Genomic DNA, 14,871 nt, shown 5'->3' with positions numbered 1-14,871 from the left:
AAGGGCCTTTCCGCGCCTCGTTACGCAAAACGTGGTCTACACTAAGTATTACGTGTTAATTACAAGGGAGCCAAAAATGTTTAATCGAACGCAAAAAAACGATGACATTGATATCAATCAGGATGTGAACGAGCTGGCTGATTCACTTGAAGCGCTGCTTAAATCTTACGGCAGCGAAGCGAAAGATGATGTTAATTCTGCACGCAGTCAGGCGGAAGCCTTACTGAAGCAAACCCGCGCAAAACTCAATGGCGGCGGTAACCGTGTCTCACAGGTTGCCCGCGACGCAGGTTATCAGGTTGATGCCTATGTGCATGACAAACCCTGGTATGGCGTAGGTATCGGCGCTGCCGTGGGGATTGTTCTGGGCGCGCTGCTGGTTTCACGCCGCTAATCCCTGCCTTATCGTTATCATCGGCCTCGCTCACTGAGCGGGGCTTTTTTGTGCCTGTTTTTTGCACAACCGGCTTTACAAATTTTTTTTTCGCGTTGCAGACCGCGCCGCGACTGACTTACCGCCCTCACCCCGATTAACCCTATATATAGTACGCTTGACCGCCAAAGACACTACATCTAGTATTCATTTCATTGTCATCCCACAAGATGTTTGCAAGGACGAAGCCTGATTCAGGGAAATACACTTCGTTATCCGCAGCGGCACCGCAATGAGAGAGGAATACGAATCATGCGCATTATTATTTACACTAAGAACAACTGTGTCCAGTGTAATGCCACGAAAAATGCAATGGATCGCCACGGCATTGACTACCACCTGATTAACCTTGATTCACAACCTGAGGCGGTTGATAACCTCAAAGCGCTGGGCTACCGCCAGGTGCCGGTTGTGATGACCAGTGACGATCACTGGAGCGGATTCCGACCGGACAAGATAGCCCGCCTGTCTCAGTCTGTTGCGATCGGCGGGTAGCCACATGTTTCCACTGGTCTATTTTTCCAGCCAGTCGGAAAACACCCATCGGTTTATTACCCGTCTGGGTCTGCCTGCGTACCGCATACCGATTGATGGTAAGCAACAGCTGCATCTCCACCAGCCCTATATCCTGGTGGTGCCGAGCTACGGCGGCGGCAGTCATCGCGGGGCCGTGCCCAGACAAGTGATTCAGTTTCTCAATGATGACGTTAACCGCAGCGGACTGCGCGGCGTTATCGCTGCCGGTAATCGTAATTTTGGTGAAGGTTACTGCCTGGCGGGCGACATCATTGCTAAGAAATGTCAGGTTCCCTACCTGTATCGGTTTGAACTGATGGGAACCCCCGACGATATCGCCAATGTGAAAGCGGGAGTAACCCAATTTTGGCAACGACAGATACCCTCAACAACGTAGCGCTGGACTACCATGCGCTGAACGCCATGCTGAACCTGTATGACGCCGATGGCCGCATCCAGTTTGAGAAAGATCAGCAGGCCGCGCGTCAGTTTCTTATTCAGCACGTGCAACCTAATACTCAGCACTTCGCCAGCGTTGCCGAGCGCCTGCGCTATCTGGTGGCCGAAGGCTACTACGAAGCCGCCGTGCTCAATCAGTATGATTTTAACTTCCTGTGCGCGCTGCACGATGAAGCCGAGGCATGGGGCTTTGAGTTCAAAACGTTTTTAGGTGCGTGGAAATACTACACCAGCTATACGCTAAAAACCTTTGATGGAAAGCGTTACCTGGAAACCTTTGAGCAACGCGCCTGTATGGTGGCGCTGACGCTGGCACAAGGGGATGAAGCGCTGGCACGATCGGTGCTGGAGGCCATCCTGAGCGGGCGTTTTCAGCCCGCGACGCCGACGTTCCTCAACAGCGGCAAGCAACAGCGCGGCGAGCTGGTCTCCTGCTTCCTGCTGCGTATTGAAGACAATATGGAGTCGATTGGCCGGGCGGTGAATTCTGCCCTGCAGCTGTCAAAACGCGGCGGCGGCGTGGCGTTTCTGCTGTCGAACCTGCGCGAGTCCGGCGCGCCGATTAAGCGCATTGAAAATCAGTCTTCCGGGGTCATTCCGGTGATGAAGATGCTGGAGGACGCGTTTTCCTATGCCAATCAGCTTGGCGCACGTCAGGGTGCCGGGGCGGTCTGGCTCAATGCGCACCATCCAGACATTTTGCGCTTCCTTGATACTAAGCGTGAAAACGCGGACGAGAAAATCCGCATCAAAACGCTGTCGTTGGGCGTGGTGATCCCGGATATTACGTTCCAGCTCGCCAAAGAGAATCAGCCGATGGCGCTGTTCTCGCCCTACGATGTTGAGCGGATATACGGTCAGGCGTTTGGGGATATCAGCATCAGCGAAAAATACCAGGAGATGCTGGCGGACGACAGAATCCGTAAAACCTATATCCAGCCGCGCGATTTCTTTCAGACGCTGGCGGAAATCCAGTTTGAATCGGGCTATCCCTACATCATGTATGAGGACAGCGTCAACCGGGATAACCCGATTGCCGGTCGCATCAATATGAGCAACCTTTGCTCAGAGATTTTGCAGGTGAACAGCGCCAGTGAATTCAATGAGGATCTCAGCTATCGCCGGATGGGAAAAGACATTTCCTGTAACCTTGGTTCGCTGAATATTGCCCATGCGATGGACTCTGGCGATTTGGCCCACACGGTGGAGACGGCAATACGTGCGCTAACGGCGGTGTCAGATATGAGTGATATCGGTTCGGTTCCCTCCGTGGCGGAAGGCAATCGCCGCTCCCATGCTATTGGCCTGGGCCAGATGAATCTGCATGGCTATCTGGCCCGCGAAGGCATCGCCTATGGTTCACCGGAAGCGCTGGATTTCACCAACCTCTATTTTTACTGTGTGACCTATTATGCGCTGCGCGCCTCAAATCAGCTGGCAAAAGAGCGCCAACAGGCCTTTGATGGCTTTGCGGCGTCAACCTATGCCACCGGTGCCTATTTTGACAAATATCTGCAGTGTGACTGGCAACCGCGTACGCCCCGCATCGCTGCCTTGTTTGCCAGTGCGGGCATCACCTTACCCACGCAGGATGACTGGTTGGCACTGCGGGACTCGGTGATGGCGTCCGGTTTGTACAATCAGAATTTGCAGGCGATACCGCCCACCGGTTCGATCTCTTACATCAATCACGCCACGTCCAGTATTCATCCGATTGTGTCGCGAATAGAGATCCGCAAAGAGGGTAAAACCGGCCGTGTTTACTATCCGGCGCCCTTTATGACCAATGACAATCTGGAACTCTATCAGGATGCTTACCAGATTGGGCCGGAAGCCATTATTGATACCTACGCTGAGGCGACCCGGCATGTGGATCAGGGCCTGTCATTAACGCTTTTCTTCCGGGATGACGTGACCACGCGCGACATAAATAAAGCGCAGATTTACGCCTGGAAAAAAGGGATCAAAACGCTTTACTACATTCGACTGCGCCAGATGGCCCTGCAAGGCACTGAAGTTCAGGGCTGCGTCTCCTGCGCACTGTGAGAACACATTATGCAACTCAGACAAATTCAAGCCATTAACTGGAACCGTATTCAGGATGAGAAAGATCTTGAGGTATGGAACCGTCTGACCAGCAACTTCTGGTTACCGGAAAAAGTGCCGCTGTCCAACGATCTGCCTGCCTGGCAGACGCTGGATAAACAGCAGCAGCAGCTGACTATTCGCGTGTTTACCGGCCTGACGCTGCTGGACACCATTCAGAACGTGCTGGGTGCACCGGGATTGATGCCCGATGCGCTGACGCCGCATGAAGAGGCGGTGCTGTCGAATATCAGCTTTATGGAGGCGGTACATGCCCGCTCATACAGCTCGATTTTTTCGACATTGTGTAACACCAGCGATGTGGACGCCGCTTATCAGTGGAGCGAAGAGAATCAGGCGCTGCAAAACAAAGCCGAGATCATCCTCACCCATTACCGTGCTGACGATCCGTTGAAGAAAAAAATTGCCAGCGTTTTTCTGGAGTCATTCCTGTTCTATTCGGGATTCTGGCTGCCGATGTACTGGTCCAGTCGTGGCAAACTGACGAATACCGCCGACCTGATTCGGCTCATCATCCGTGATGAAGCGGTACACGGCTACTATATCGGCTACAAGTACCAGAAAGCCCTTGAGCAGGTTGATGAAGGTCGCCGCGAAGCCTTGCAGCAGTTCGCCATTGATTTGCTGCTGGCGCTGTATGAAAACGAGGTGGTTTATACCGAGGCGCTTTATGGCGATGTCGGCTGGGCGGAAGAGGTCAAAACCTTCCTGCACTACAACGCCAACAAGGCCTTGATGAACCTAGGCTACGAAGCGCTGTTCCCGGCAGAGATGACCAACGTCAACCCGGCGATTTTGTCTGCCCTGTCCCCTAACGCCGATGAAAACCATGATTTCTTTTCGGGCTCGGGTTCTTCCTATGTGATGGGAAAAGCGGTAGAAACCGAAGACGAAGACTGGAGTTTTTAGTGAACCCTGTGCCGTGATTCTGCGGCACAGTCATTAATCATTAATGACACTGATTTATAATCCGTTATTTCAGCCTTATCGCTATCATTATTTCTTATCCCTTTCCCCTGATCCTAACGCCATTCTGGCAATTCCCTTCGTCTGAGCAGGCTAATTATCTGCTATTTCTCAAATAAATCACAAAAAATTCATCTTCCCTCATCCCTTGTGAACGCTGGAAATTATCGCCATGACGGGTAATTTTTAGTCATGGATATTTCACGTCAGGGTTGACAGATAATCTGAGTATGTCAGGTTATAGCCTGCTTAAATTCGACCAGGACACGTCATTTCACATTAAAATAATTTAATCAGGGCTTCACTATCGCATGACAATTAAATTAGAAGTAAAAAATCTTTATAAGGTATTTGGCGATAATCCACAGAGGGCATTTAAATATATTGATAAGGGCTGTGGCAAAGAGGAGATACTCGCAAAGACAGGCTTGTCGTTGGGTGTCAAAAATGCCAGTCTGGCCATTGAAGAAGGCGAGATATTCGTCATCATGGGGTTATCCGGTTCAGGAAAATCCACCATGGTTCGCCTTCTCAATCGTCTGATAGAGCCGACGCGCGGCCAGGTGATTATTGACGGTGTCGATATTGCGAAAATATCGGACAGCGAACTGCGGGAGGTTCGCCGAAATAAGATCAGCATGGTGTTTCAGTCATTCGCATTAATGCCGCATCTTAACGTGTTAAATAATGCCGCGTTTGGTATGGAATTAGCCGGAACGCCCCTGGTGGAACGGCAGGAAAAAGCCCTTGAGGCGTTGCGTCAGGTTGGGCTGGAAAATTATGCTCATGCCTATCCTGATGAACTGTCAGGCGGAATGCGTCAACGTGTAGGTCTGGCTCGTGCTTTAGCCATTAATCCCGATATTTTATTAATGGATGAAGCCTTCTCTGCGCTCGATCCCTTAATTCGTACCGAAATGCAGGATGAGCTGGTGAAATTACAGGCCAGACATCAGCGCACCATCGTGTTTATTTCACACGATCTGGATGAAGCCATGCGCATTGGCGACCGCATTGCCATTATGCAAAATGGCGAAGTCGTCCAGGTGGGTTCACCTGACGAAATCCTGAATAATCCAGCCAATGATTACGTCCGTACGTTCTTCCGCGGTGTCGATATCAGCCACGTTTTCAGCGCTAACGATATTGCACGCCGTAATGCTGGCGCGCTGATCCGTAAAGCGGCCGGTTTAGGCCCGCGCTCGGCCATAAAACTGCTGCAGGATGAAGATCGTGAGTTCGGCTACGTGCTGGAAAAACAGAAATTCATCGGTGTAGTGTCAACCGACTCTCTTAAAGCGGCGCTGGCGGCAGGACAAGGGCTGGAAAGCGCCCTGCTCGACGCGCCCACGGCGGTTCCTGCCACGACCTCGTTAAATGAACTGCTCTCACACGTGGCGCAGGCACCCTGTGCCGTTCCGGTGGTGGGAGAAGAAAATCAATACGTCGGCGTGATCTCCAAAAGCACGCTCTTACGTGCTTTAGATCGTGAAGGAGCCAGCAATGAGTAAAGAGACATCAACCCCATGGGATAACGCGGCGGCAACGGATACACAGAGCAGCCAGAGTAGCGATCCCTGGTCTGGTGCCGCAGACCAGAGCAGTGCCGCCGACAGCAGCCATCATGCAGCCACTGGCGGTGCAGATGCATGGGGCACCCCGGATGGCAGTGCCGCGACAGGCTCCACCAGCAGCACCGACTGGTTGAACAACGCGCCCGCGCCCCAGGCTGACCATTTCTCGCTCATGGACCCCTTCCATAAAACCTGGATTCCGCTGGATCACTGGGTAACCGAAGGGATCGACTGGGTGGTGAATCATTTCCGCCCGGTCTTTCAAAGTATTCGCGTGCCGGTGGATTATATCCTCAGCGCGTTTCAACAGCTGTTGCTGGGTATGCCCGCGCCCGTTGCTATCGCGCTGTTTGCGTTAATCGCCTGGCAAATCGCCAGTCCGGCAATGGGCATTGCCACGCTGATTTCGCTGATCGCCATTGGCGCTATTGGTGCCTGGTCGCAGGCCATGATTACCCTGGCGCTGGTGCTCACGGCCCTGCTGTTTTGCATCATCATTGGCTTGCCGATGGGGATCTGGCTGGCGCGCAGTGAACGCGCGGCAAGAATTGTGCGCCCGCTGCTGGACGCGATGCAGACCACACCGGCCTTCGTTTATCTGGTTCCGATTGTCATGCTGTTTGGTATTGGTAATGTGCCGGGCGTTGTCGTCACCATTATCTTTGCCCTGCCGCCGATTGTCAGGCTGACCATTCTGGGGATCAAGCAGGTTCCTGCCGACCTGATCGAAGCCAGTGAGTCCTTTGGTGCCAGCCCGCATCAGCTGCTGTTCAAAGTCCAGTTGCCGTTGGCGATGCCAACCATTATGGCCGGCGTGAATCAGACGCTGATGCTGGCGCTGTCGATGGTGGTGATTGCCTCCATGATTGCCGTCGGTGGACTGGGCCAGATGGTGCTACGCGGCATTGGTCGTCTGGACATGGGCCTGGCCTCCGTGGGCGGTGTCGGCATCGTGATTCTGGCCATCATCCTTGACCGCCTGACCCAATCGGTGGCGCGTGACAAACGCAGCCGTGGCAGCCGCCACTGGTATCACACCGGGCCAATTGGCCTGCTGACACGTCCCTTCCGTAAATCCTGAACAGTAAAGGTGGCCGTTATCTGCCGCCTTTAACGCGACAACAAAAACGAGGAATAACCATGCGCAAGACGATCCCTGCCGTAGTTGCCATTCTGGCGGCCTTATCCGCTTCTCAGACGTTCGCCGCCGATCAGCCCGGTAAAGGCGTTACGGTTAAACCGGTACAGAGTACGATTGCTGAAGAAACGTTTCAGACGCTGCTGGTGAGCCGTGGCCTGGAGAAACTGGGTTATACCGTCGAGAAACCCAGTGAAGTGGATTACAACGTTGCCTATACCACCATTGCGTCTGGCGATGCGACCTTCCTGGCGACCAACTGGCAGCCCCTGCATGACGATATGTATAAAGCCGCAGGCGGGAGCAATAAGTTTTATCGCCAGGGAACCTACGTCTCCGGTGCGGCTCAAGGCTATCTCATCGACAAGAAAACCGCTGAGAAGTATCACATCACCAATATCGCCCAGCTAAAAGATCCGAAAATTGCCCAGCTGTTTGATAGCAATGGGGATGGTAAAGCGGATATGACCGGCTGTACGCCAGGCTGGGGCTGTGAGGCGGTGATTAATCACCAGAATGAGGCTTATGGTCTGAGTAAAACCGTTACCGCTAACATGGGCAACTACTCGGCAATGGTGGCGGACACCCTGGCGCGCTTTAAACAGGGAAAACCTATCCTGTACTACACCTGGACGCCTTACTGGCTGAGTGATGTGCTTAAACCGGGCCGCGACGTCGTTTGGCTCCAGGTGCCGTTCTCCTCATTACCGGGCGAACAAAAAGGCGTGGATACCAAACTGGCTAACGGCGCGAACTATGGCTTCCCGGTCAACACCATGCACATCGTTGCCAACAAAGCCTGGGCGGAAAAAAATCCGGCCGCGGCCAAACTGTTTGCCGACATGAAACTGCCGATTAATGATATCAATGCGGAAAATGCAGCCATGCATGCCGGGCAAAACTCGGAAGAGGATATCAATCGTCACGTAGACGGTTGGATCACAGGCCATCAGGCCCAGTTTGATCAGTGGATTAGCGACGCCCGCGCTGCCGCTAAATAAGGCACAACTGACTGACGAAGGGCGGACGGTGGTTCGCCCTTTTTTTTCGCCATCACCTGTCCATCCACGCGCCACATAAACATAGCCCTCAAATAATTTTTTAGGTTATTATTAACGTCACATTATTAATTTTTACCTCTGCCTCCCTATGACAACCTCTCGTCCTGGTTTAACGCCCGCCCTGGTGGGACTGATGTCCGTTGCCACCGGCCTGTGTGTCGCCAGCAATTATTATATTCAGCCACTGCTCCACACCATTGCGCAGCACTTCGACTTATCTGTCGCGCTCGCCGGGTTCATTGTGACCACCGCACAGCTTGGCTATGCTTGTGGGCTGCTGTTACTGGTCCCGCTCGGCGACATGCTGGAACGGCGCGGCCTGATTGTTGGCATGATCGTGATGGCTGCGGTTGGCATGGTGATCATTGCCCTCTCTTCATCCTTCCCCTTTCTGCTGCTGGGAACGGTGATCACCGGGCTCTTTTCCGTCGCGGCACAGATTCTGGTGCCGTTGGCCGCAACGCTGGCCGCGCCGGAAAAACGAGGAAAAGTCACTGGCACGGTGATGAGCGTACTGCTGCTAGGCATCCTGTTGGCACGAACCGTTTCGGGCGGCCTGGCACAGTTGGGTGGCTGGCAAACCGTCTACTGGGTCGCCAGCGTCTTGATGCTGCTGATGGCACTGGCCCTGTGGCGCACTCTGCCGCGCATTACGCCGTCTGTCTCGCTAAATTACCGCCAGCTTCTGGTTTCCATCTTTCAGTTGTATGCGGCCGATCCGGTGCTGCGTACCCGGGCTTATAGCGGCTGCCTGACCTTTGCGAATTTCAGCATCCTGTGGACATCCATGGCGTTCCTGCTCTCCTCCGCACCCTATGGGTTCACGGAAGGGGAAATCGGACTGCTGGGGCTGGTCGGTGCAGCCGGTGCGCTGGCCGCCAGAAAGGCAGGCTCGCTGGCGGATAAAGGTAAGGCCGGACTCACCACCAGCGCAGGCTTGCTGATTATGCTGTTGTCATGGGCAGCGATCGCCTGGGGCGCGCAGAATCTTGTGGCGCTGATTATCGGCATTTTGTTGCTGGATCTTGCCGTTCAGGCCGTGCACATCACCAACCAGAGCGTCATTTATGCGCGTCTGCCTGAAGCACGCAATCGCCTGAATGCCGGTTATATGACCAGCTACTTTATTGGCGGTGCGCTAGGCTCATTGTTGTCGGCAAATGCCTACCATCTGGCAGGCTGGTATGGCGTCTGTGTGGCCGGGGCGATATTGACTTCCCTGAATTTGATCATCTGGTGGCGGAATCGTGGTCTGGAACAGGCGAATAGCCCGAATAGTGTGATTTAGCCTGTTCAGCAGAGTGTGAGTTTGCTATCGTTGGCCCAAAGTTATTCACGTAAGTTATTTTTTCTTTCGTAATCATTTGATGTCGTACCGTTTCACTGTACGACCAACGCGTATGGAATCGATGCGCAAAACCTTTACCCTGGGGTCAAGGACAGATCGTGAATCACCACAGTGCGACAGCCTGAGGATGGGGTTTCAGAACCCGGTCACTCACCCATAACGCTGCCACCGTGGTTACTATAAAAGTTGAAATTAGTGAGGTTTTTTCTAATGGAAAGTTCGTTTACGCCCATTGAGCAGATGTTAAATATCCGTGCAAATCGTCATGCAGATTTTCCCTTCCAGGAGATTCTCCTGACGCGTCTTTGCATGCACATGCAGGGTAAGTTGCTGGACAATCGCAACAAAATGCTTAAAGAACAGGGGATTAATGAAACCCTGTTTATGGCGTTACTGACGCTTGATGCACAGGAAGATCAGAGCATCCAGCCCTCTGAACTGAGCACCGCGCTGGGTTCATCACGGACGAATGCAACGCGTATCGCTGATGAGCTGGAAAAGCGCGGCTGGATTGAACGTCGTGAGAGCGCTCAGGATCGTCGTTGCCTGCATCTTCATCTGACCGAAAAAGGCAATGCGTTTCTGCAACAGGTGCTGCCACCTCAGCATCAGAGCCTGCAATACCTGTGGTCTTCTCTGACCGGCGATGAGAAATCGCAGTTGGAAAACATCACCCGCAAGCTGCTTACCCGTCTGGATAAAATGGAAGAAGATAAACTAACTGCTTCCCTTTCACGGTAATAGCAAGATCTGCGACACAATCACCTGACGAAATCGTTATTTTAACCCTCTTTTATCCGGCCAGCGCTTAGTCGCTGGCTTTTTTGGCTCGGGCGAAGGTGAAAACGGAGTTTAACCCGCCGATATAGTGGAAAACGTGGAGAAATAAATGAGTGCAACAGAGGCGCAAAGCCCGCATCAACCAGTCAATAACAAGAAGAAAAAGCGCAAAGGTGCGCTGATATTACTGGCGCTGGTGGTCATACTGCTTGGCATTGCGTGGGGCGTTTACTGGTATTTAGTGTTGCGCCACTATCAGGAAACGGATGATGCTTATGTCGCCGGTAACCAGGTGCAGGTCATGGCCCAGGTATCAGGCAGCGTGAATAAAGTCTGGTTTGATGATACCGATTACGTCAAAAAAGGTGATGTGCTGGTGTCGCTGGATAAAACCGACGCACAGCAGGCGTTTGAAAAAGCGCAGACCGGGCTGGCAACCAGCGTGCGTCAGGTGCACCAACAGATGATCAATGCAAAGCAATATCAGGCAACGATTAATCTCCGCCAGACCGCGTTAGATCAGGCACAGGCCGATCTGAAACGTCGCGAACCGTTGGGTGCCTCTAACCTGATTGGGCGTGAAGAACTGCAACACGCGCGCGATGCTGTGGCTTCAGCGAAAGCGGAGCTGGATGTGGCGGTGCAGCAGTACAACGCCAATCAGGCGGTGATCCTGAATACGTCTCTGGAAAACCAACCCGCAGTGAAGCAAAGTGCGGCAGAACTGCGTGACGCCTGGCTGGCGCTGCAACGTACTGAGATTCGCAGTCCGATGGATGGCTATGTGTCTCGCCGCAGCGTGCAGGTCGGTTCACAGATCAGTACCAGCACCCCATTGATGGCGGTCGTACCCGCAACCAACCTGTGGGTGGACGCTAACTTCAAAGAGACACAGCTGGCTGGCGTGCGTATCGGCCAATCGGCCACCGTGGTGGCGGACATTTACGGTGACGATGTGGTGTACCACGGTAAAGTCGTGGGTCTGGATATGGGCACCGGGAGCGCGTTCTCGCTGTTACCGGCGCAGAACGCCACTGGTAACTGGATCAAAGTGGTTCAGCGACTGCCGGTCCGTATTGAGTTGAACCAGGACGAAGTGGCTAAACATCCTCTGCGTATCGGGCTGTCGACATTGGTAGAAATTGATACCGATAATAAAGACGGCAGCGCACTGGCTACCAGCGTTCGTCAGCAGGCTGCCTACAGCAGCAACGCCCTGGCCATTGACCTTGCACCGGTCAATAAGCTGATTACCGATATCGTCCACGCGAACGCCGGATGATGACCCGGAGGCTGTAATGGCACAAGCACCGCTTAAAGGGATGCCACTGGTCTTAATGACCATTGCGCTATCCCTGGCGACGTTCATGCAGGTTCTGGATTCCACCATTGCTAACGTTGCTATACCGACCATTGCGGGTAATCTGGGGGCCTCAAACTCCCAGGGCACCTGGGTCATCACGTCTTTCGGGGTGGCAAACGCCATCTCGATTCCGATAACGGGTTGGCTGGCCAAACGCATCGGTGAAGTCAAACTTTTTACCTGGTCGACCATCCTGTTTGCGCTGGCTTCCTGGGCCTGCGGCATGTCCGAAAGCCTGGAAATGCTGATTTTCTTCAGGATAATTCAGGGGATCGTGGCCGGTCCGTTGATCCCGCTGTCGCAAAGCCTGCTGCTGAATAATTATCCGCCCGCAAAACGCAGTATCGCCCTGTCACTCTGGGCGATGACAGTGATTGTGGCCCCCATATGTGGCCCCATTCTCGGTGGCTGGATCAGTGATAACTATCACTGGGGCTGGATCTTCTTTATCAACGTGCCGATTGGTGTTGTGGTCATTATGCTCACGCTGCAAACCCTGCGCGGTCGTGAAACCGCTACCCAGATTCGCCCCATTGATACCGTTGGCCTGGTGCTGCTGGTTGTCGGGGTTGGCTCGTTGCAGGTGATGCTGGATCGCGGTAAAGAGCTGGACTGGTTTAGCTCAACAGAAATTATTGTGCTGACGATTGTCGCGGTGCTGGCGCTGGTGATGTTATTGATTTGGGAGCTGACAGACGACCACCCGATAGTCGATCTGTCGCTGTTTAAATCGCGTAACTTCACCATAGGCTGCTTGTCCCTTAGCCTGGCCTACATGCTCTATTTTGGGTCGATCGTTCTCTTGCCGCAACTGCTGCAAGAGGTCTACGGCTATACCGCGACCTGGGCTGGGCTGGCCTCGGCGCCAGTCGGGATTATTCCTGTCATCCTGTCGCCCATTATTGGCCGGTTCTCCCATAAGCTTGATATGCGGAAACTGGTCACCTTCAGTTTCATCATGTATGCCGTTTGTTTCTACTGGCGCGCTTACACGTTTGAACCGGGCATGGATTTTGGTGCATCAGCCTGGCCGCAATTTATTCAGGGCTTCGCGGTCGCCTGCTTCTTTATGCCACTTACCACGATTACGCTGTCGGGTTTGACACCCGACCGGATGGCGGCGGCATCCAGTTTGTCAAACTTTGTGCGTACGCTGGCGGGTTCAATCGGGACCTCGATCACCACCACGATGTGGACGGATCGTGAGGCAATGCACCACAGTAATCTCAGCGAATCGGTGACGCCTTATAACGTCAATGCGCAGCAGATGTACAGTCAGTTGGAGGGGATGGGCATGACGCATCAGCAAGCCTCGGCGTACATTGCGCAGCAGATCACCAATCAGGGATTGATCATCTCTGCCAACGAGATTTTTTGGGCCTCGGCAGGCGTGTTTCTGATACTGCTGGTGCTGATCTGGTTTGCCCGTCCACCCTTTACCGCCGGTGGCGGTGCGGGTGGCGCGCACTAGTCGTAACAGCGCGTAGCCTTGTGGCAGGTTCTGGCGTGGCGGTGATGCATGCCAGAACCTGTATTGGCTACCAGCGCGTCGCTTTCATATCAATCACGAAACGGTACTTCACGTCACCTTTCAGCATTCGCGTGAAGGCCTCTTCGACCTGCTCTCCGCGAATCATCTCAATGTCCGCCGTGATATTCTGCTCGCCGCAAAAATCCAGCATCGCCTGCGTTTCTTTAATGCTGCCAATCGATGAGCCGCTAATGCTTAAGCGACGGAACACCATCGGCGTCACGTCCGGTGAAACGTGCGGACTGTCCGGGATCCCCACCAGCACCAGGCGACCATTGGTTTTAAGCGTCGCCAGGTAAGGATCAAGATCGTGAGGGGCCGCCACACAGTCAAGGATAAGATCCAGCCCATTCCGGCTGGCTTGCATCGCCGAGGCATCGCGTGACACCACCACATGACGGGCACCGAGACGCTGGGCGTCCTCGGCTTTGTCTGGCGACGTGGTGAAAAGCGTGACCTCAGCGCCCAGGGCACGTGCCAGCTTCACGGCCATATGCCCTAACCCGCCTAAGCCAATGACGCCGACCTTATCGCCCGCTTTAACGTTAAAATGGCGCAGCGGTGACCACACGGTTACGCCAGCGCACAACAATGGCGCAACGCCAGCCAGCGGCAGGTGCTGTGGCACCGACACCACGAAGTCCTGATCGACCACCACGTGCTCGGCATAGCCGCCCCATGTGCGGTCACCGGTGTATTTATCCGTACCGTTATAGGTGGCAGTGAAGCCGGCCTCACAATATTGTTCTTCCTGATGCTGGCAAAAATGGCATGTGCGGCAGGAATCCACCATTACGCCCACCCCCACAATATCACCAGGCGCAAACCGACTGGCAGCGTGACCAGTTTCAACCACCCGTCCCACAATTTCATGTCCCGGCACCAGGGGATAATGGCTTGCCGCCCATTCGTTGCGTGCCATGTGCAAATCTGAGTGGCAAACGCCACAGTAAAGAATCTCGATTCTGACATCCTGCGGCTGAAGCGGGCGCAGTGCTATCAGCCCGGACGTAAGCGGCTGGGTTGCATCGTGGGCGACTAGTGCATTAATTTTCATCGTGCCTCTCATAGTGACTGGCTTTATATAACTGAGGGCGGCAAACTCTACTTAAATGGGTTCATTATTGATAGTAGTTACCATTTGGTGACCATAAAAGGAGTGCGCTGACGATGCCTGCCTGGGTAGAAGGTAAACTGGTTTTTTATGTGGATTCGCCACCACGCCGACTGATGGATCTTTTTTCTGCCAAGTGGAATCCGATGGTGCTGCATGCCTTGTACCACTGGCCCGGCGGACGGGCGCGCACGGGCGAACTACAGCGGAGCCTGCAGGGAATATCGAAAAAGATGCTGTTTCAGACGTTGAAGGAGCTTGAGCAGCGAGGGTTAATCGCCCGTCATGTTTATGACGTGATCCCACCCAAAGTGGAGTACCAGTTAACCGCCCTGGGCAACCGTTTTGCAAAACCGGTGGAACAGCTTTATCAGTGGGGGCTGGATAATCAGCGGGCGCTTGATGAGATGGATGAACAGGTTCAGCGCGCGGCATCTGGCGCTGAAAAAGATACGGGCTGACGGGGAAGATATTTCCCGGAC

Annotated in this window: 14 protein-coding genes; 13 read left to right on the top strand and 1 reads right to left on the bottom strand. The window is 53.7% G+C overall.

Annotation, left to right across the window (positions count from 1 at the left end):
- Positions 1-76: 76 nt before the first annotated feature.
- The 12 genes from QNH99_RS05550 to emrB all read left to right on the top strand — a co-directional run bounded on the left by QNH99_RS05550 (position 77) and on the right by emrB (position 13,215).
- A complete protein-coding gene (locus QNH99_RS05550) occupies positions 77-394 on the top strand; it encodes a DUF883 family protein (protein WP_241567909.1) in 318 nt (105 codons plus the stop codon).
- A gap of 291 nt (positions 395-685) precedes the next feature.
- Positions 686-928, top strand: coding sequence for a redoxin NrdH (locus QNH99_RS05545; RefSeq protein ID WP_063880680.1), 243 nt, complete (start codon positions 686-688; stop codon positions 926-928).
- A gap of 4 nt (positions 929-932) precedes the next feature.
- The gene (nrdI, locus tag QNH99_RS05540) at positions 933-1,346 is read left to right on the top strand and encodes a class Ib ribonucleoside-diphosphate reductase assembly flavoprotein NrdI (protein WP_063880681.1); all 414 of its coding nucleotides are present in this window, start codon (positions 933-935) and stop codon (positions 1,344-1,346) included.
- Positions 1,316-3,454, top strand: a complete 2,139-nt coding sequence (nrdE, locus tag QNH99_RS05535) for a class 1b ribonucleoside-diphosphate reductase subunit alpha (protein WP_109717457.1) — start codon at positions 1,316-1,318, stop codon at positions 3,452-3,454. Before nrdI ends, nrdE begins: the two co-directional genes overlap by 31 nt.
- 9 nt (positions 3,455-3,463) lie before the next feature.
- A complete protein-coding gene (nrdF, locus tag QNH99_RS05530) occupies positions 3,464-4,423 on the top strand; it encodes a class 1b ribonucleoside-diphosphate reductase subunit beta (RefSeq protein ID WP_063880683.1) in 960 nt (319 codons plus the stop codon).
- 368 nt (positions 4,424-4,791) lie between these two features.
- Positions 4,792-5,991, top strand: coding sequence for a glycine betaine/L-proline ABC transporter ATP-binding protein ProV (gene proV, locus QNH99_RS05525; protein WP_096012745.1), 1,200 nt, complete (start codon positions 4,792-4,794; stop codon positions 5,989-5,991).
- Positions 5,984-7,135 (top strand): glycine betaine/L-proline ABC transporter permease ProW, encoded by a 1,152-nt coding sequence (gene proW / locus QNH99_RS05520; RefSeq protein ID WP_109717456.1) that lies wholly within the window; start codon positions 5,984-5,986, stop codon positions 7,133-7,135. The genes proV and proW overlap by 8 nt, the downstream gene beginning before the upstream one ends.
- Before the next feature lie 59 nt (positions 7,136-7,194).
- Positions 7,195-8,193 (top strand): glycine betaine/L-proline ABC transporter substrate-binding protein ProX, encoded by a 999-nt coding sequence (gene proX, locus QNH99_RS05515; protein WP_109717455.1) that lies wholly within the window; start codon positions 7,195-7,197, stop codon positions 8,191-8,193.
- A gap of 148 nt (positions 8,194-8,341) precedes the next feature.
- Positions 8,342-9,541 carry an MFS transporter gene (locus tag QNH99_RS05510; protein WP_063880686.1) on the top strand — a complete coding sequence of 400 codons (1,200 nt, stop codon included), beginning with the start codon at positions 8,342-8,344 and terminating at the stop codon, positions 9,539-9,541.
- Positions 9,542-9,811: 270 nt separating this feature from the next.
- A complete protein-coding gene (gene mprA, locus QNH99_RS05505) occupies positions 9,812-10,342 on the top strand; it encodes a transcriptional repressor MprA (protein WP_145394884.1) in 531 nt (176 codons plus the stop codon).
- A 148-nt stretch (positions 10,343-10,490) separates the two neighbouring features.
- On the top strand, positions 10,491-11,663 hold the full coding sequence (emrA, locus tag QNH99_RS05500; RefSeq protein ID WP_063880688.1) for a multidrug efflux MFS transporter periplasmic adaptor subunit EmrA: 1,173 nt from the start codon (positions 10,491-10,493) through the stop codon (positions 11,661-11,663).
- A gap of 16 nt (positions 11,664-11,679) precedes the next feature.
- The gene (gene emrB, locus QNH99_RS05495) at positions 11,680-13,215 is read left to right on the top strand and encodes a multidrug efflux MFS transporter permease subunit EmrB (protein WP_109717453.1); all 1,536 of its coding nucleotides are present in this window, start codon (positions 11,680-11,682) and stop codon (positions 13,213-13,215) included.
- 67 nt (positions 13,216-13,282) lie between these two features.
- On the opposite strand, the gene QNH99_RS05490 is transcribed toward emrB, so the two are convergent.
- Entirely contained in the window at positions 13,283-14,332 is a 1,050-nt protein-coding gene (locus QNH99_RS05490) for an NAD(P)-dependent alcohol dehydrogenase (protein WP_410516112.1), read from the bottom strand.
- A 113-nt stretch (positions 14,333-14,445) separates the two neighbouring features.
- On the opposite strand from QNH99_RS05490, the gene QNH99_RS05485 reads away from it, so the two are divergent.
- Positions 14,446-14,850: a winged helix-turn-helix transcriptional regulator gene (locus tag QNH99_RS05485; RefSeq protein ID WP_096012740.1), complete on the top strand. Its 405-nt coding sequence runs from the start codon at positions 14,446-14,448 to the stop codon at positions 14,848-14,850.
- The last annotated feature ends 21 nt before the right edge of the window (positions 14,851-14,871 follow it).

It is taken from the genome of Pantoea allii (assembly GCF_046529425.1).
In the GTDB taxonomy this organism is placed as follows: Bacteria; Pseudomonadota; Gammaproteobacteria; order Enterobacterales; family Enterobacteriaceae; genus Pantoea; species Pantoea allii.
The sequence above is the reverse complement of the archived record's forward strand: the minus strand, read 5'-3'. Positions and strand labels throughout refer to the sequence as shown.

Bases quoted from the DNA above. Each gene is read 5' to 3' on its own strand.
- QNH99_RS05510 (WP_063880686.1), top strand. From the start codon at position 8,342: ATGACAACCTCTCGTCCTGGTTTAACGCCCGCCCTGGTGGGACTGATG.
- emrB (WP_109717453.1), top strand. From the start codon at position 11,680: ATGGCACAAGCACCGCTTAAAGGGATGCCACTGGTCTTAATGACCATT.
- emrA (WP_063880688.1), top strand. From the start codon at position 10,491: ATGAGTGCAACAGAGGCGCAAAGCCCGCATCAACCAGTCAATAACAAG.
- nrdF (WP_063880683.1), top strand. From the start codon at position 3,464: ATGCAACTCAGACAAATTCAAGCCATTAACTGGAACCGTATTCAGGAT.
- mprA (WP_145394884.1), top strand. From the start codon at position 9,812: ATGGAAAGTTCGTTTACGCCCATTGAGCAGATGTTAAATATCCGTGCA.
- proV (WP_096012745.1), top strand. From the start codon at position 4,792: ATGACAATTAAATTAGAAGTAAAAAATCTTTATAAGGTATTTGGCGAT.
- proX (WP_109717455.1), top strand. From the start codon at position 7,195: ATGCGCAAGACGATCCCTGCCGTAGTTGCCATTCTGGCGGCCTTATCC.
- nrdI (WP_063880681.1), top strand. From the start codon at position 933: ATGTTTCCACTGGTCTATTTTTCCAGCCAGTCGGAAAACACCCATCGG.
- QNH99_RS05545 (WP_063880680.1), top strand. From the start codon at position 686: ATGCGCATTATTATTTACACTAAGAACAACTGTGTCCAGTGTAATGCC.
- QNH99_RS05485 (WP_096012740.1), top strand. From the start codon at position 14,446: ATGCCTGCCTGGGTAGAAGGTAAACTGGTTTTTTATGTGGATTCGCCA.
- proW (WP_109717456.1), top strand. From the start codon at position 5,984: ATGAGTAAAGAGACATCAACCCCATGGGATAACGCGGCGGCAACGGAT.
- QNH99_RS05550 (WP_241567909.1), top strand. From the start codon at position 77: ATGTTTAATCGAACGCAAAAAAACGATGACATTGATATCAATCAGGAT.
- QNH99_RS05490 (WP_410516112.1), bottom strand. From the start codon at position 14,332: ATGAAAATTAATGCACTAGTCGCCCACGATGCAACCCAGCCGCTTACG.